Annotated in this window: 14 protein-coding genes; 7 read left to right on the plus strand and 7 right to left on the minus strand. The window is 61.1% G+C overall.

The window, feature by feature from the left end; translation table 11 throughout:
* Positions 1-59 precede the first annotated feature (59 nt).
* From ACH2ED_RS15600 to ACH2ED_RS15615, 4 genes are all read right to left on the minus strand, one after another.
* Positions 60-1,742 carry a ribonuclease J gene (locus tag ACH2ED_RS15600; RefSeq protein ID WP_395092993.1) on the minus strand — a complete coding sequence of 561 codons (1,683 nt, stop codon included), beginning with the start codon at positions 1,740-1,742 and terminating at the stop codon, positions 60-62.
* Positions 1,743-1,865: 123 nt separating this feature from the next.
* Positions 1,866-2,645: an NTP transferase domain-containing protein gene (locus tag ACH2ED_RS15605; protein ID WP_395092996.1), complete on the minus strand. Its 780-nt coding sequence runs from the start codon at positions 2,643-2,645 to the stop codon at positions 1,866-1,868.
* Positions 2,642-3,544 carry a 4-(cytidine 5'-diphospho)-2-C-methyl-D-erythritol kinase gene (locus ACH2ED_RS15610; protein WP_395092998.1) on the minus strand — a complete coding sequence of 301 codons (903 nt, stop codon included), beginning with the start codon at positions 3,542-3,544 and terminating at the stop codon, positions 2,642-2,644. The genes ACH2ED_RS15605 and ACH2ED_RS15610 overlap by 4 nt, the downstream gene beginning before the upstream one ends.
* Complete coding sequence (locus ACH2ED_RS15615) at positions 3,541-4,692, minus strand: hypothetical protein (protein WP_395093000.1); 1,152 nt, start codon at positions 4,690-4,692, stop codon at positions 3,541-3,543. Before ACH2ED_RS15615 ends, ACH2ED_RS15610 begins: the two co-directional genes overlap by 4 nt.
* A gap of 46 nt (positions 4,693-4,738) precedes the next feature.
* Between ACH2ED_RS15615 and ACH2ED_RS15620 the strand changes: the two genes are divergently transcribed.
* From ACH2ED_RS15620 to ACH2ED_RS15645, 6 genes are all read left to right on the plus strand, one after another.
* Positions 4,739-5,752 carry an FAD-binding oxidoreductase gene (locus tag ACH2ED_RS15620; protein ID WP_395093003.1) on the plus strand — a complete coding sequence of 338 codons (1,014 nt, stop codon included), beginning with the start codon at positions 4,739-4,741 and terminating at the stop codon, positions 5,750-5,752.
* Positions 5,753-5,906: 154 nt separating this feature from the next.
* Positions 5,907-7,574, plus strand: a complete 1,668-nt coding sequence (locus ACH2ED_RS15625) for a hypothetical protein (protein WP_395093006.1) — start codon at positions 5,907-5,909, stop codon at positions 7,572-7,574.
* A 2-nt stretch (positions 7,575-7,576) separates the two neighbouring features.
* Positions 7,577-8,803, plus strand: coding sequence for a DegT/DnrJ/EryC1/StrS family aminotransferase (locus ACH2ED_RS15630; protein WP_395093009.1), 1,227 nt, complete (start codon positions 7,577-7,579; stop codon positions 8,801-8,803).
* Positions 8,804-8,884: 81 nt separating this feature from the next.
* Complete coding sequence (locus ACH2ED_RS15635; protein WP_395093011.1) at positions 8,885-9,883, plus strand: hypothetical protein; 999 nt, start codon at positions 8,885-8,887, stop codon at positions 9,881-9,883.
* 95 nt (positions 9,884-9,978) lie between these two features.
* Complete coding sequence (locus tag ACH2ED_RS15640; RefSeq protein WP_395093013.1) at positions 9,979-11,832, plus strand: hypothetical protein; 1,854 nt, start codon at positions 9,979-9,981, stop codon at positions 11,830-11,832.
* Between the two features lie 88 nt (positions 11,833-11,920).
* Positions 11,921-13,027 carry a redoxin domain-containing protein gene (locus ACH2ED_RS15645; RefSeq protein WP_395093016.1) on the plus strand — a complete coding sequence of 369 codons (1,107 nt, stop codon included), beginning with the start codon at positions 11,921-11,923 and terminating at the stop codon, positions 13,025-13,027.
* Positions 13,028-13,079: 52 nt separating this feature from the next.
* On the opposite strand, the gene rhaI is transcribed toward ACH2ED_RS15645, so the two are convergent.
* The 3 genes from rhaI to ACH2ED_RS15660 are packed head-to-tail and all read right to left on the minus strand — an operon-like array spanning position 13,080 to position 14,931.
* Complete coding sequence (rhaI, locus tag ACH2ED_RS15650) at positions 13,080-14,264, minus strand: L-rhamnose isomerase (RefSeq protein ID WP_395093018.1); 1,185 nt, start codon at positions 14,262-14,264, stop codon at positions 13,080-13,082.
* A gap of 9 nt (positions 14,265-14,273) precedes the next feature.
* The gene (locus ACH2ED_RS15655; protein ID WP_395093020.1) at positions 14,274-14,768 is read right to left on the minus strand and encodes a nucleotidyl transferase AbiEii/AbiGii toxin family protein; all 495 of its coding nucleotides are present in this window, start codon (positions 14,766-14,768) and stop codon (positions 14,274-14,276) included.
* The gene (locus tag ACH2ED_RS15660) at positions 14,719-14,931 is read right to left on the minus strand and encodes a hypothetical protein (protein ID WP_395093023.1); all 213 of its coding nucleotides are present in this window, start codon (positions 14,929-14,931) and stop codon (positions 14,719-14,721) included. The genes ACH2ED_RS15655 and ACH2ED_RS15660 overlap by 50 nt, the downstream gene beginning before the upstream one ends.
* A 109-nt stretch (positions 14,932-15,040) precedes the next feature.
* Here ACH2ED_RS15660 and ACH2ED_RS15665 point away from each other — a divergent pair, with 109 nt between their 5' ends.
* Positions 15,041-16,327, plus strand: a complete 1,287-nt coding sequence (locus ACH2ED_RS15665) for a Gfo/Idh/MocA family protein (protein ID WP_395093025.1) — start codon at positions 15,041-15,043, stop codon at positions 16,325-16,327.
* Positions 16,328-16,486: the final 159 nt, after the last annotated feature.

Below are 16,486 nucleotides of genomic sequence, written 5' to 3' on the forward strand. Positions count from 1 at the left end.
TAAAAATGCCCCGCTCACCCTGTAGGGCGAGCGGGGCATTTGCAATTGCCTAGACTCTCTTACACACGCATGACGGAGGTCAGGATCACCGGGCGGCGGCCCGTGCGCTTCTCAATGAACTTCTTGAGAGCCATCCGGATATCGCCCTGGAGCGCTTCCGGCTCGCGGGGGGATTCTTCCTCGTTGTCTTCGTCTTCCAGAAGCTTCTCCACCACCGTGGCAGCCTCGGCGAGAAGTTCATCGGCGCTGTCCATGTAGAAACAGCCACGTGAGAGAAACTCCGGCCCTCCAATCAGCTCGCCGCTCTCGGAGTCGAGAACGACCACAACATTGAGGAAACCATCGTTGGCGAGGAACTGCCGGTCGCGAAGAACCAGCTCGTGAATCTCCTGGCCCGTGTCGCCATCAATGAGCACCGCACCCGAAGGTATCCGGTCCACGATCTCGCCCTTACTGGTGTCTAGCTCCAGCACATCGCCCAGCTCCAGCACGAAGACATCCTCGGGAAGCCAGCCCATGTCCCGGGCGTGCCGGGCGTAGAGAGCGAGCATCCGCCGCTCACCGTGCACGGGAATGACGTACTGTGGGTTGGTGATATTCAGAACCAGCTTTAGCTCCTCGGAGTAGCCGTGCCCGCTGACGTGCACCGGCATGAGGGCATCGTAGATCACATTGGCCCCCAGTGCGAAGAGCTTGTTGACCACCCGCCAGACCGCCGACTCATTGCCGGGAATTGGCGACGATGACAGTACGATCGTATCGCCTTTCTGGATGGTCACTTGCCGGTGGTCGCCCGCCGCCATTCGTGAGAGGCCCGCGAGCGGCTCGCCCTGGCTACCGGTGGTAAGAATGGTGATCTGATTGGGCTTACAGTTACTGATATCATCAGCGCGCATCCGGATTCCCTCCGGCACCGAGAGGTAGCCCAGCGCGGCGGCCATGTCCATATTCTGTGCCATGGAACGCCCCAGCGCGGCGACTTTGCGGCCGTACTTCTTGCTGGAGTCTACTGCCATCTGCATCCGGTGGATTTGACTGGCGAAGCTGGCGATAATCACCCGGCCCGGTGCCTCACTGATCACCCGATCAAATGCCTGGCCGACAATGCGCTCCGAGGGGACGTAGCCGCTCCGCTCGACATTGGTAGTGTCGGAGACAATGGCGAGCACTCCCTCTTCGGCGATTCGGGAGAGCTTGGGGATATCAAAGAGCAAGCCATCCACAGGCGTCTGATCCAGCTTGAAGTCTCCGGTATGGAGCACGATACCCGCGTGGGTGCGGATCGCCAGACCAAAGGAGTCCGGGATAGAGTGAGCCACACGCACGGGCTCGACCACGAAGTGCCCAAGCTGCAACACATCGTCGGGGCCGTACTCAATGAGCTTGACTTTATCGAGGAGCCGCTTCTCTCCCAGCCGGTTCTTAGCCAGCCCCAGCGCCAGCGCCGGGCCATAGACGGGCACCGAGTTACCGAGCTGTGGCAGCACAAACGAGAGCGCCCCAATATGGTCTTCGTGGCCGTGGGTGATGACAATAGCCTGAATGGCGGCTTTGTTTTCAACCAGCCAGCGCACATCGGGCAGAACCAGATCCACTCCAAACATCTTCTCATCGGGGAACTTCAGCCCACAGTCCACAATCAGAAGCTGATCCAGGACATGATAGACATAGAGATTTTTACCGATCTCACCAACTCCCCCAAGGGGGATAAAACGCAGCTTGCCGGGAGGCAGAGTTTCCAAAAAGCGACTCCTTAAGTCATAAAATAACTAATTACAGTATACCGCCTCTAAAGATTTTTGCTTTTCCTCCAAAAATTGCCGGGGAAATAAACCATTATGAAACTTTTACTGCCCGATTTTTTCTCATTCCAGATAGTTTCGTGCCAATGCCACATCTTCGGGGTGGTCTACATCGGCTCCCACTCCGGCGTGGTTCGAGACAATCGCGCGGGCCGTCGCTCCACCGAGCAGGCGGCTGACAGCGGCTTCAAGCTGCGGTAGCGTCAGCAGCGAGGGCGCGACACGAGAGGCCAGTAGGCGCAAGATAGTGCTGGGGCCGAGCAGGGCGGCGAGGCCGGGGACGTTCTTGCGCAGCGCGTAGGCGTGGCGGACGGCGGCCTCACGGGTTCGCAGAAACTCCGGGTTTAAGATGACGAGATTTCCCCCCGTGAACTCTCCCTCAGATAATTTCAGGGTCGTGCGGCGCATCTCCGGAAAGGCATCATAGCAGACTTTGGCGGGAATGATCGAGTACACAAAGTCCGTACTCTCCGGGGCATCGGCGAGTAGATCCGTCACGGCCTGAGCGGTAAGAAAAGGAATGTCGGCGGTGGCAACTAAGAAACGCGTCTCGGAGGAATCTAGGGCGGTAACGCCATTGAGAAGTGTGTCCACCATGGACTCCCCACCAGGCACGGGCGTGCAGCCGGGCAGAAGCGGCACATCGCCCGCGAGCAAAATCCGACTGATTCCGGGGGTCGCTTGCAAGGTCTCCACGACATGCTGGTACATGGGTTTGCCGTTTAACTCCAGCAGTGCCCGGTTGCGCACTCCTGGCGGTAGCAATGGCTCCCAGGAGGCAGCGTGTTTGTCTTTTACGACTCCCCCCGCCAGCACGAGAGCGGCGATATTCTGGGTACTCATAAGCTCTCCACCAGCTTCAGCCAGGCTACTTTTCCGGCGAGTGTTTTCACCAGCTCCCGCGCGTGCGCCCGATCTCGCGCCAGCCCAAACACCGACGAGCCCGAGCCACAGAGCAGCGCCCGCAGCGCCCCGGCATCGGTGAGGGCGGTGTGAACGGCGGCGACTGCGGGATACGCAGGCAAGACGGCGGCCTCAAAGTCGTTGGAGAGCGCACTTAATAAGCTCTCTCCGGCAAGCAGCCGCTCCGTGGCGTTGCCGGGTGTGCGCCCTGCAAGCGCATCGAGAAGTGCGTAGGCGGGGCCGGTAGGAACGCCGATAGCGGGCCGTGCAAGGACACCGTACAGCTTGGGAAGCGTGAGAGCAACGGGTTCAATCCTCTCGCCGCGCCCGCGCAGACGCACAAGCCCTCCTCCCCCAGCCGATAACGGAAGGAGGGGAGCGAGAAACAGTGCCACATCGGAGCCGAGCTGCGCGCCGAGCGGCAGAAGTGCCTCGGGTGAGCTGCCCAGTGCCTCTCCGACGGCTCTAAGCACCGTGGCGGCGTTGCAGCTGCCCGCACCCAGCCCCGCCTGCACCGGCAGGCGCTTGGCGAGCGTGATCCAGACCTGGATCTCTTTCCCAGGTGCGAGTGTGTCTAGGGCGAGCTGCGCGGCTTTGTGCGCCAGGTTCTCCACCCCCTTGGGCACGGGTTCGATGGCTACCGCGTCCGGGCGACGGTCTTTTAGAATCAGCTTCACCAGGCGCGGCCCTGGCTTAACCGTGACCGTGAGCTCGTCGCTAGGCGAGAGAAGCACCACTAGTGAGTCTATTTCGTGAAAGTCGTCACGGCGCGGCGTCCCCACATCCAGTGTCAAGTTGAGTTTACACGGCGACGCCAGCGTGGCCTTGTACGGCGTCATTTTTTGGGCGCACCCCGACGCAGTAATACAGAGGGAATAGCCCCTGAGACGGCTTTGATGCGCTTGTAACCTGGCGCAGCCACTTTGAAGGGCACCGGCTTCGACGGATCCAGGGGGCGGACATCGAGCATCACTTTTCCTGCGGGGCCACTCACGGCGTAGGTATCTGGCGCAAGAGGCACCCAGGCGGGGAGCTTGACACGCAGCTCGGTCTGGAGAAAGACTGCATTGCGGACAGCGTTCACCAGTGCACCCGGTGTCGTGTTTTCCAGGTGATACAGCGCGAACCCAAGCACTTTAGAGCCAAAAACGTCATCGGTGTCTAGTGCCATCCCGATGTAGTAGTCCATCCCTTCCGTGTTAAGCTGACTAAGCCGCTTATCGGCAGGCCCGGCGGCATTGTAGCGGGCCATGAGGGGAGCAAGCTGCCGGTCGTAGTAGAGCTGCAAGCCCTCGCGCTCGCAGAAATCGTCTGTCTTGCGTAGCAGTGCCAGCGCATCCTCACGCAGCCACTTCAGAAACAAGCGCTCGCCTAAAAAACCCGCCGCATCGTTCTCCGGGTCTTTGTAGCCACGCGCGGCGAGGAGAACCAGATGCCCCCACTCGTGCGCAATTGTCCGTGCCCACTCGATTTCTTTACGCGGCTCCGCCACTTCGAAGAGGTAGACATTGTTTACCTGGGTCTCTGCCGCTGCCTTGGCCTTGTGCGGTGCCTTCACCCGTGCCAGCCACACCTGGGCCACTTCCTCATCCTGCTGGTAGCTGGCCTCCTGCCCCATCTTTTCTTTGTGGAGCCGAAGCAGTCGCCCTGCCAGTCGAGCCACTTTCAGCGCAAACGCACGGTCGCTGGAGTCGTGGCGCACGGCCACAACCTGCTTGAAGCCGCCGCCCGTCACCGGGGCATAGACCGCAATCTGCCGCGAGAGTTTCAGTCCAAAATTTGGATCAAGCTTCGTCTCCCCCAGCATCGTCGTGGAGGGAGCCACCACCAGAAACCCACCCGCCAGTGCCTCCAGCTCCATCCCCGTCGAGAGCTCACTGAGCGCTTCTTTGGTAGCGGGGGCCAGCGGCAAGCTCTGGGCATGGACTAGGGGATTGCCGAGGAACAGTGCCATAGAGAGTAGAGGTAGTAAATAAGAGGATTTCACAAAGGTATTGTACCGCGCAGACAGCAATCGGGTACAAAGAGAAGTAATGACACCTGAGCTTCTTACCGATCTGGACTCCCGGCAGCAAGCCTGGCGCTCCTGGTTCCCGCCCCACTTAAAGACGCGCCCCGTGCTGTGCGAAGCCGTCGCGCAGCCGGGTAGCGGCGAGGAAGTGGCAGTACTCGTAGCATGGGCAGCGGCCAATAACAAAACACTCCGGGCAGTGGGCGGCGGGAGTGGCACGGGTGAGCTTGCGCCAGTAGATATTGCCGTAAACACGTCGCGGCTGACAGAGCTCTCGTGGAGCGAGGAAGACCTCACCGTCACGGCGGGTGCGGGCCTGACGGTCGCGGCTATTGAGGAGCAGCTCTCTGGCCACGGCTACACGCTCGGACAGATTTTGGGCAGTGCGAACCTGGCAACGGTCGGCGGCTGCATCGCCACCGATGCCCACGGGCTCTTTTCCGGGCGCTACGGCAGTTTTCAGGAGATCACGCTCTCGCAAACTTCACACGGTGGGATTATCGTCGCCGCCACACTGAAGATGCGCCCCCAGCCTGAGGCCCGCGCCTGGGCCGTCTTTGATTTTGGAGATTTTAGCGACGCCTGCGATGCCCTGCGCCTGATCCACCGCTGCGACGCAAGGCCGGCACTAGCGCGCCTCATCGCGCCCCAGCGTCTTGTGCTTGCCTTCGAGGGCGATGAGCTGATCCAGACCGGGCACTTTCAGCTCGCCTACGCCGTCTGCCAGCAGCTCGGCGGTACGCCCGGCGATCCCGACGACGGCGAGCGCTGGCTGGAGAGCCGCCAGAAAAGCGACCTCTGGAGTGCCAATGCCCAACCCGAGACCTTCGCCGATTTCGTGCGTATTCGTGCCCCATGGTCTACGCTTGGCGAGACCTGCCAGAGACTAAAAAGCACTTTAGAAGGCCGCGTTGCACAGTTCAGCCTGGAGGTCGCGCACCCGACACCACACGGCGCGGCGATTGAGTTGAGCTTCGTCGTCCAGGGCGACGAGCGCCGCTACCGGGAGCTACGGGCGACGTTGCTCACTGGGTAAAGAGCACGCAATTCCCCCAAACCTTCCCCCAACCTGCACATGAAACGTCGCGTCCGTCCACCGAGAGCCAGCATCGTCACCTTTTGCAAGGGTTTATGATACCTGCCTACGCAGGAACGCCAGGGGGGAGGGTGAATCTAAGGTCAGAATGCCAATGTCTGCCATACCTATCTCTCTGGGGGTCTGTGTCTTGCCTGCGCCCCACCCCAACGCCGCCCGCGTCGTGCGCTACCCCGAGTACATCCACGAGATTCTCGGCCACGTCGGCCTGTGCTACGCCCCCATCCCGTACAGTGAACTAGAAACCCGGCTACCGGAGCTGAAAATTCTCGTCACGGTGGGTGAGGGCAAGCTCCCTGACGCCGTGCGCGATTGGGTCGAGAACGGCGGCGCGTGGCTCTCGCTCTCCGGACTCTGCGGCCTCGGCGAGTTGCTCGGCGCGACTCCCCTCCCCGCCACCTACAGCCTCTGGGCCAGTGGCCTACGCTCGCTCGGTGAAGGCTATATGGACGGGAGGCACTTCTTCGGCGGCATCGCCGCGCACGCAAGCAACGGTACAACAGTTCTTGCGACCTGCACCGACTCCCACGGGCGGCCCACGGAGCTCCCTGGAATTCTTGCCCACGGCAAGTGCCGCCTGATCGCCCCCGATCTTGTCGGCTCGATTGTTCACATTCAGCAGGGCCGCGCCATTACCCGCGATGGCATCCCCAGCAGCGATGGCACCGGCCCCACACACGACGGCGTGCTCAAGAGCGACGACGGCCAAGTGCTGGATTGGCACCTCGACCGAGCACCCGTTCCCGGTATCCCTGGCCTGAGCGGTTTTCTCACGCCCGTCGCCGATGCCGGGGTGGAGCTGCTCCTCAAAAACATCTTCGAGCTAGCCAGCCTTCAGGAAATCACGCTCTCCCTGCTCTGGTACCACCCCGACGGCGCGATTGCCCAGGGCCACCTCTCGCACGACACCGACGGCAACAACCCGCTCGATGCCGAGGCACTGCTCGCTGCTTTGGAGGAAGCCGACGCGCCGGGCACGTGGTGCGTGATCCTCCCCGGCTACGATGACGCGCTGATGGCGAAGATCGCCGACGCAGGCCACGAGCTCGCCACGCACTACGATGCCCTCGACCACCCGTGGAGCGAGGAGGAGTTCCGCAGCCAGTACGAGCGGCTGGTGGCACTGTTTGGCGCAGTGCCCGTCACTAATAAGAACCACTACCTGCGCTGGGAAGGCGACACCGAGTTCTACGGCTGGCTGGAGCGCGTCGGGATCGTGCTGGACCAGTCCAAGGGCGCATCGAAAACCGGCGAGGTTGGCTTCAACTTTGGGACGTGCCACTTGTACCGCCCGGTCGCCCCGGATGGCACCGTGCTTCCCGTCTGGGAGCTGTCCACCCCGACGCAAGACCTGTGTATCTTCGCTCCGCTGGAAGTGGCAACGCCGATTTTGGACGCCGCAACGCGCTTCTACGGAGTCGCCCACTTTCTCTTCCACCCGGCGCACATGCGAAAACCCGGAGTCGCCGAAGCGCTCAAAGCCGTGGTCGCCGAGGGCAAGCGGCGCGGTATCGTCTGGCGCACGGGCCGAGAGCTAGTAACGTGGGAGCGCGCCCGCCGCAAAGCCTACTGGGTAAGCCCCGAGGAACTTGCGTTTCCCGAGCCACTGCCCGGTGCGACGGTTCTGACGCTCGACCCGGACGGCGCGGTGGAGCGGTGGGGGTGGCGGTTTGTGGCCAGCCCCCTAGCCCCCGCCCAGCGGGGGGACAAATCAGAAAGAGATTCCTTATATTCCCCCCGCTGGGCGGGGGCTAGGGGGTAACCATGAAACCAGCACTTTTTGGTGGCGAGAAAGCGAAACAAACGCCCTACGGGATGGGCGAGCCACGCTACGGCGACGATGAATTGCGTGAGCTTCAAGAGGCCTTAGAGCAAGGGACGCTGTTCTATGCCCAGGGCAAGAAAGTCAAGCGGCTGGAGGCGGAGTTTGCCCAGAAGTACGGTGCCAAGCACGCGGTCACCTGCACCAGCGGGACGGCGGCGATCCACACGGCGCTGATGGCACTGGGCATCTCCCCTGGCGATGAGGTGATTGTCTCGCCCATCACGGACATGGGGACGATCAGCCCGGTGCTCTTTCAGGGGGCGATCCCGGTCTTTGCCGATCTGACGGCGCATGGCTACACGCTTGATCCCGAGTCCGTGGCGGCGCGAATCACCCCCAAAACGCGGGCGATTATTGCCGTGCACCTCTGGGGCAACACCTGCGATCTCGACGCGCTCCAAGCCCTCTGCGACCAGCACGGTCTGGCGCTGATCGAGGACGCCGCCCAGGCGTTTGGTGCGACCTACAAGGGCTGCCCGGTCGGGACGCGCGGCGTAGTGGGGTGCTTCTCCTTCAATGAGTTCAAGCACATCTCCTGCGGTGACGGCGGGCTGGTTCTCACCGACGACGACGCGCTCGCGGAGAAGCTCCGCCTCGCCACGGATAAGGGCTACAACCGCCGCCCCGATGCCCTCGTGCGCCAACCGACGTTCCTTGCTAACAACTACCGCATGACCGAGTTGCAGGGCGCGGTCGCACGGGCGCAGCTCCGCAAGCTGGACGGGATTGTCGCCAAGCGCCGCGCCTGGTGCACTCGGCTGACGGCAAAGCTGGCCGGGGTTCCGGGCATCACACTCCCCAAGGCAACGCAGGGCGTCAATCCCTCGTGGTGGTTCTACCTCCTAAGGGTCGTCCCCGAAACGCTGGGAACCGATGCCGATGGCCTGACCAAAGCCCTTGCCGCGGAGGGTGTCCGTGCCGGAGCCCACTATATCGGCGACCCGATCTACCGCTACCCGATCTTCACCGGCAAGAGCGCCTTCGCCCACGCCCCCCACGCCTGCGACAGCGTGGACTACACCACCCAGCGCTGCCCGGTCGCAGAGCAGATTCTCGAAACCGGCGTCATGATCCCTGTCAACGAAGCCAACACCGAGACCGACGCCGACGAAGTGGCAGAGGCGATCCAGAAGATCGTAGCGTGGTACGGAAAGGGCGGGGCCTGAAAGTCCCCGCCTCAGGCCGCCTTCGGCGAAGCGGGCCGAGCCCGCAAAGAGAGGCTGTAGAATGGTGCTGGAGTAATCCCTATGGATAGCTTGCTCAAAAACGCAGTACGGGTCTACACGCCGCCCCAGCAGGGTCGGCACGTCCGTTTCCTCGGCTGGCGAACCGATACCACACAGCTCGCAGTAGAGTGGCCTACGAAGCTCGCAAAGGGACGCTATGTTTTTCGCACTATTGAGATGGAGCTTCCTAGCGGTAAACGTCGGCCACTTGGTGAAAATATCGACATCGCCTTGTTCTCCCGCACCTCAGGAGTGCCTTCGCCCAACGGCAAGTGGGTACTCTCAAGCCCTCTAAGTAATCCCGAAGTGACCGATCTCACAGCAGTGACCTTGGATGGTAAGCAAAAACGACACTGGGCTGTTGATAAACACAAGATAAGCGACTCTGATCGCTGGCTCCTCGTGGGTTCAAAACCGCTCTGGGTCGCTAACGGCACTGCCTGGGTCATGCTTGCCTTCCAAGACAAAAAACTCTACGCCCTCACCGGTAGCCTCCTTGGAGATCCGTTGGCGCGAATCATTCCTTTAGGAACCTCCAACAATGCGACGGGGGCTTATAGTCTATGGCCCGATACGATCACTTCAGGGCACTTGATCGAGAGCCCCGATGGTGACCTGATCCGTGGTGTCGGCAGAGTCAATGACTACTCAGAAAGACTCAAGACAAGATCGGCTCTATTCTGGCGCTGGGAGTTCCGGCTCTCGCAAGGCCAGCGCTCCCGCCGTGAGACTCCCTTTGAGGTTCCCTTTCCCAAGAGTGAGACAGTGTTAGACATCGCCTACTCGCCTCAAAGCCAGCGCCTCGCAGCTTTTACCTTCGCGGAGAGTGATCGAGAACGCTGGTCCATTCACACGATGCGCCTCGATGGTAGCCAGCGCCTCTGCCTGGGAACCGTCACGTCACCCTATCCGCTTGAGGAACTTGACTGGCTCCCGAGCGGCAAGAAGCTCAGCTTTCGGTACGACAACGCACTCTGGGTGGTACCTGATGCACCGCCCAAACAACCACAAATCATGTAAACAAGAACAGCTCCCCCTTCCTTCGCCCCGACGAAGTCGGGTTTCAGGCGAAGTCGGGTTTCAGGCGAAGGAAGGGGGCCGGGGGGATGGATGCCATGAAACTAACACTTTTAGGACAGCCGTGCCAGGCACGCAATGTACACGCTGGGGTGATTGTCAACGACAAGGGCCGCGAGTGGTTTGTCATCACCAACATGAACGAGGCTTCCAACATGGAGCTGATCCTGATCGATGCCCAGCGCGATGTGGCCGAGGTGCACCGGGCTCCGGCGGGCTCGGGGGCATGGGCTTTAGAAAAACTCTCGGAGACGCTGCTTGCTGTCGGGACGTATTTTGATGGCATGTTCATGCTCTTTGACATGAGCAAGCGCCAGTGGGTCAAGACGGCCAAGTTCCCCGGTGAGGACTACATCTGGAACTTTGGGATTGGCAAGGACGGGCGGCTCTACGGCGGGACCTACCCCGGCGGCAAGCTGGGGGCGCTGACCGTGGAGACGGGCGCTGTGGAGGACCTGGGGGCACCGACCAAGGCAAACGGAAACCTCTACCTGCGCTATGTCTCCGCCCTCCCCGACGGGCGGCTCTTCTGCCAGTTTGGCTTTGGCAAGCCCGAGACAATGGTCTTCGACCCGGCAACCAAGGCATTTGTGAAAGCCCCGGATGCGCTCCAGGGCGCAAGTATCGGGGTGGCGTGGAACGGGTATTTTCTGGTCGGGGCGCAGGCGTTTCGGATGCCGGACTTAGCGGAGGTGACCCCACTACCGTTCCCAGAGCCCGATCCAAAAGACGGTGCCTGGACCGTGGACACGCGCCTCACCGATGCAAAAACGCTGATCCTGCGGCAGGGGCAGAAAGTCTGGCGGTTTGTGGCGGGAGAAAAGACGCTCACGCTTGCACTGGCGCTTCCCGACAACGCTGGCGGCCTGCTCGCGCGCAACGATAAGGGGACGTTCTTCGGGGTGCGTGGTCAAGACTATTTTTCTCTTGGGGGGCGCAAGCGCAAGCTGGATCTAAAGCGCATCCCCGGCCCCGCCGCGCCGCGCCCGACGCATTTTTTGCGTGTGGATGACGGAGGCCGTCTCTGGGGTGGCCCCACGTTTGGGCAGACACTGTTCTACCTCGACACCAAGACGGGCAAGCTCACCAATACCCGCACGGTCTCCGATCACGGCGGTGAGGTCTACGATGCGGCGATTCTTGATGGTATCTCCTACGCCGTGGCCTATGTCGGCGGCGAGGTGATCCGCTTCGACCCCGAGGCAAGATGGAACCAGGTGGAGCATATCAACCCTAAGACGATCTTTCGGGTGGGGCCGGGCTACATCCGTCCCAGCGCGGGTGTGAGTGTCGGTGAGGACGGGCGGCTCTACGCGGGCTGGCTGGCCAAGTACGGCGAGTATGGCGGGGCCGTGAGCATCACCGACCCCAAAACGGGAAAGTCCGAGGTGCTGAAAAACCCGCTCGGGCCGCAGGGGATCAGCGGGGTCGCGCCGGTGGGAGTGGAGCAGGTGCTGATCGGCACCAGCACCGAGGCCAACGGGCTCTCTGCGCAGAAAGGCGTCCCCGTGAAAGTGGGTCTGTGGGACTTAGCTACCGGACGCGCCCTCTGGACCCACGAGTTCTCCGATGTCGCCTCGGTCTACAGCCTCGTCTATGACTCCCAGACCAAACTCGCGGCCTGCGCCTACCGCAACAAGCTCTATGTCTTCGATCCCCAAAAAGGCGAGATCCGCACGCCTGCTCTCGAAAAAATCAGCAGCCGCCCCATCCTCGGCGGCGACGGCACGATCCTCTACGCCGACGGCAACACGCTCTTGTCCTACTCGCTCGTCACCAAAGAGAGCCAGGAGATCGCAAAGCTCCCCACCAAGATCGGCCCTATGGCCTACGGCGGCCCGGAGAAGAAAATATTTGTCGCTTGCGGTGTGGATGTCTACCGAGTTGACTAGGCTAGGGCGACAGGCCAGATAGCCTTTAAAATAAAAATGAACTTGATGGCTCCGCCAACTGTAAACTAAGCATGAAAATAGGCACCCTATGAAACCACCGAGTCGGTTCTGGATCGGAATGTGGCTCGTCCTTGCGGTGGGCATTCCCTGCGCCCTCTTTGCGCGTGCTCGCCTGCAACCCACTGGTGAGGCAGAGCATGTTCATGGAGGTGATCCTAAGCTTGAAGCGGATCTTGCTCACCTCTCAGGGGTAGCGCGCGTCACACGTCTGCGACAAGCGGCTCAGGATGCACTACCCGCTCGTCGCCTGGCAGTGGCAGAAGCCCTGGCAAGTGAGCGTAGCGCGGAAGGACTGGCACTTGCCAAAGACCTCCTCACAGATAACGACTCCGAGGTGAGGCTTAAGGCCGCATTCGCACTGGCACAGGTAGGCTCCGAGCAAGAGCGCCCGTTTCTTCGTGCCGCGCTCCGGGATGACGATCTCTGGCTTCGTCAAGAGGTGCTCCAGTGGGCCTCGTCCGGTGCAGGACGCGCAAAAACGACAGTAGGAAGCTGGCTTGTGCCGGACCTCATCGCCTGCCTCAACGAGCCGTCTGAGACGCAGCGTACCTTCGCCGCAAGCGCTCTAGTCAAGCTCACAAACAAGCCCTGGCGCTACACCACCCGGCTGTCGAGCCAAGGGAAAGTCGCAGCTCTTCAGCACTGGAAAGATTGGTGGCAGACCGAAAGACGCAAGTATGCCGCCCTGGAGCCCTTGCCGGATATCAGGCCACGCCGAACGGATCCCGCCCCAACAGTCACGATCCAGACCATTGACGGACGCACAGTCTCGCCTGCCACGAGCGGGAAAGTGACACTCCTCAACTTCTGGGGAACCTGGTGTGTCCCCTGCCGCCAGGAAGTTCCCACCCTCCAGAAGCTCCATGTGCGCTACGCGGCTCAGGGGCTTGAGCTGGTCGGGAGCGCCCTCTCGGAGGAGGACGGAGCGGTGGGCGTGAGGGCGTGGTGCCAGAAAAACGGCCTGACCTACCCACAGGCTCTGGCCACCGAAGACGTACGGGAAGCCTACGGCGATATGCACGAAGTCCCGATCTCGGTTCTCATAGATAAGCGAGGCCGTATCCGCTACCGCTGGCAAGGCGAGCGCGACTATGCCTCGTTCGCCCCACAGATCGAACGACTCCTGAAGGAGTAGCATAGCCTAGTCATGCTCGCACAGAAGCTCCCAATCAGGCAACCGTGCGGCTCTATGCCCCCAGACCCGCGCCGCTGGCACGGGCGGGCTCGACTTGGCGACGGGCGCGGCGCTCTTTGACGATTTCATCACTGGCGAGGGCCTTAAGCGGGTCGGCGGGGCGGCCTATTTCTTCACGCGCGGCGGCAAGAATCGGGCGGACATCGGTCTCGTAGGCATCGCGCAGGATCGCGTGGGCTCCCATGACATCGCCTGCCACCTGCATCTCGGCGAGGGCGGCACGGTCTACCAAGAGCGCCTTGGCGTAGGCGGTCTGGACATTGAGAACTGAGAGCACCATCGCCTCAATTTTCTTCTCGACCGTGTGGCTCTGGTCTAACATGTAGGCTGTCTGGAACGCGGTTTTACCGTCGTTGCCGTTAATCAGCTCATGGAAGATACAGAACAGCGCGTAGGGGTTGGCGCTCCCCACGATTAGATCATCGTCGGCGTAGCGGCGGTCATTGAAGTGGAAGCCCCCGAGACGGCCCTCAGAAATCAGTGTGGAGACAATAAACTCAATATTGGTGTAGTGGCCGTGGTGCCCCGTGTCCACCAGCACTTTAGCCCGATCCCCGAGCTTCTGGCAGACCGTGTAGCTCGTGCCCCAGTCGGCCAGATCCGTGTGGTAGAACGCGGGCTCGAAGAGCTTGTACTCTACCAGCATCTCGCCGTCGTCTGGCATCGCGGCGTAGCCCTCGGCCAGTGAGTCAATGAGCCGCTGGCGGCGGGATTTAATATCGTCCTGGCCCGGGTAGTTCGTCCCATCGGCCAGCCAGATGCTCAGGAGCTTGCTGCCCGTCACTTCCATGATCTCAGCGCACTCTTTCAGATGCGCGACGGCTTTCTTACGCACCGCCAGGTCAGGATTACATACCGAGCCTAGCTTATAGTCGTGGTCTTGAAACAAATTGGGATTGATCGCCCCAATCGCCACTCCTTCGCTCTTGGCAAACTCCGCAATATCGGCCCAGGTCTTGCCCACGGGCGGCAAGTCCCACGGAATATGGACAGCCACTGTCGGGCAGACACCCGTCAAGCGATGCACCGTCGCTGCGTCCTCGATCTTCTCGTAGATATCGCGTGCCACTCCCGGCTCGGGGAAAGCACCAAAACGGGTGCCCGCATTGGCAAAGCCCCAGGAGGGCAGCTCGATAGGAAGGGCGCGCAGTGCGGCGCGAATAGACTCTTGGTTCATGCAGGGATTCTACCCTTCTTCGAGCAGTTTTTTGAGTGCAAGAAGCTCATAAAGATGCGCCTGGTCTTTCGGACGGTTCGCAGCCCGCTTCATGGCGATCAGATCATCCACCGATGCGACATGAACAGGAACTCCAAAGACTTCCATTTCCACAGCGCGAGAGACGAGCCCCTCATAGGAATCTAGCCCCTCAGGAACAGCGAGCAAGTCCAGATCGCCAAAGTCGGTTTCTAGGGTCAGGTTTAGTGTGTTCCGAAATGTCTGTGCATCCAGAGGAAATGGCAGGTCAGGCGGCACACCGCGCAAACGGGCATGAATAGACTGGATTACCTTTGCCAGTGCTACAAAATTTTCGGAGTCGCGGGCATAGGCCACGTCTACATCTACCGTCACATGGGCACTCCCATGCGACATCATCGCCAGACCACCGATCAGAACAAAACGCGCTCCAGCTTCATGAAGACGCTGAAGCAATGCGGCGAAGTCGAGTTCTTTCTCCGGCACGTTTCACCTCCAAAATGGTTCGTAGAGCACGCTGATGCTTGAGCCAGCGTTGCTCAGGCGTAAGCTTCAGGTTCGCTCGCAGCAGGGAAAGATCCACCCCGTTTTCGTCCTGCTCGCCATACGGGTGCGCCGCAAGCCAAGCAAGAACTTCCTCTTGGTTCATGGGATGTATTTTACCCCCTACCCCCCGCCCGGCGGGGGGAATGCAAGGAAAATTCCTTATTGTCCCCCCGCTCGGCTGGGGTTATGGGGTTGGCGGGTAGAATCCCTGCATGAGTTTTGCAAGTTCGTCTAGTTTCAAAGAGTTTCAGGATGTCAAGCCCCGTGTCGCGCTGATTGGCAGCGGCTGGTACGGCAAGTGCGATCTGCTTCGATTGCTGCAAGTCGCCCCCAACGCCGAGGTCGTCGCGCTGTGCGATGTGGACAAAAAGATGCTCGGTGAGGCGGCGGACTTAGTGGCCACCAAGCAAGCGTCGAAGAGGCGTCCGGTGGCGTTTGCGGATTATAGGACGCTGCTTAAGGAGACCAAGCCCGAGCTGGTGCTAATCGGGACGCCCGACCACTGGCACGCGCTCCAGGCGATTGCGGCGATGGAGGCAGGGGCGGATGTCTACTGCCAGAAGCCGATCTCGGTGGATATTGCGGAGGGCCAAGCGATGCTGGCGGCGGCGCGCAAGCATAAGCGCGTGGTGCAGATCGGGACGCAGCGCCGGAGCACGCCGCATCTGGTCGAGGCGCGGGAGATTTTGCGAGAGGGCAAGCTGGGCAAGATCGGGCTAGTGGAGACGTGTTGTTACTACCACATGCGCAACAACAGCCACGCTGCTAACACTACCCCGCCGGAGCATCTGGACTGGGAATTGTGGACAGGGCCAGCGCCGCTACGGCCCTACAACCCGGTTGCTCACCCACGCGGCTGGCGGGCGTTTATGGAGTACGGCAATGGGATTGTCGGGGATATGTGCGTGCACATGCTGGACATGACCCGATGGATGCTCGGGCTTGGGTGGCCTAAGAGCGTGTCGTCAAATGGCGGGATTTTTATGGACAAGGCCAGTATCGCCAACATCACCGATACCCAGACAGCGAGCTTTGATTTCGGCGAGACGCAAGTGCTCTGGCAACATAGAAGCTGGGGTGAGGCGCCCGATCCGAAGTATCCGTGGTCGGCGATCTTCTACGGCGAGAAGGGTGTGCTCAAAGCCAGCGTCAACGGCTACGACTTTATCCCCAGCCGCGGCCTCGCGGTCCATAAAGACGTGACGCTAGAGCTAGACAAGTTCCCTGAGGACGCCACGGAGCGGGACTTGGAGAAGCATGTCGCTCCGGCCATTCGCTACCACATGGCCGACTGGCTCAAAGCCGTCCACGCGCGCAGCAAGCCCGTTGCGGATATTGAGGAGGGCCATCTCTCCACGGCAAGCTGCATCCTCGCCAACCTCGCGCAACAAACCGGACGGACACTCACCTGGGACGTGCAACAGCAGCGCATTGTCGGAGATGTCGCCGCCAACCAGCTCCTGCACCGACCGTACCGAAAGCCTTGGGTGCACCCGTAGCCCCCCAGCCCCCGTCCAACGGGGGAGAAAGTAGGAATTTTCTTTATTGTCCCCCCGCTCAGCGCTAATCTTGTCCCATATCTTTTCCCGACAGGGCTGACATCGCCATTTGCCAGCCCTCTTCCAAACCATCTAAACGACGAAGCCCAAGCCACAAAC

This window comes from Armatimonas sp., from assembly GCF_043757465.1.
Lineage (GTDB): Bacteria > Armatimonadota > Armatimonadia > Armatimonadales > Armatimonadaceae > Armatimonas.

Bases quoted from the DNA above. Each gene is read 5' to 3' on its own strand.
- ACH2ED_RS15610 (WP_395092998.1), bottom strand. From the start codon at position 3,544: ATGACGCCGTACAAGGCCACGCTGGCGTCGCCGTGTAAACTCAACTTG.
- ACH2ED_RS15660 (WP_395093023.1), bottom strand. From the start codon at position 14,931: ATGAACCAAGAGGAAGTTCTTGCTTGGCTTGCGGCGCACCCGTATGGC.
- ACH2ED_RS15635 (WP_395093011.1), top strand. From the start codon at position 8,885: ATGGATAGCTTGCTCAAAAACGCAGTACGGGTCTACACGCCGCCCCAG.
- ACH2ED_RS15665 (WP_395093025.1), top strand. From the start codon at position 15,041: ATGAGTTTTGCAAGTTCGTCTAGTTTCAAAGAGTTTCAGGATGTCAAG.
- ACH2ED_RS15630 (WP_395093009.1), top strand. From the start codon at position 7,577: ATGAAACCAGCACTTTTTGGTGGCGAGAAAGCGAAACAAACGCCCTAC.
- ACH2ED_RS15620 (WP_395093003.1), top strand. From the start codon at position 4,739: ATGACACCTGAGCTTCTTACCGATCTGGACTCCCGGCAGCAAGCCTGG.
- rhaI (WP_395093018.1), bottom strand. From the start codon at position 14,264: ATGAACCAAGAGTCTATTCGCGCCGCACTGCGCGCCCTTCCTATCGAG.
- ACH2ED_RS15640 (WP_395093013.1), top strand. From the start codon at position 9,979: ATGAAACTAACACTTTTAGGACAGCCGTGCCAGGCACGCAATGTACAC.
- ACH2ED_RS15625 (WP_395093006.1), top strand. From the start codon at position 5,907: ATGTCTGCCATACCTATCTCTCTGGGGGTCTGTGTCTTGCCTGCGCCC.
- ACH2ED_RS15605 (WP_395092996.1), bottom strand. From the start codon at position 2,645: ATGAGTACCCAGAATATCGCCGCTCTCGTGCTGGCGGGGGGAGTCGTA.
- ACH2ED_RS15645 (WP_395093016.1), top strand. From the start codon at position 11,921: ATGAAACCACCGAGTCGGTTCTGGATCGGAATGTGGCTCGTCCTTGCG.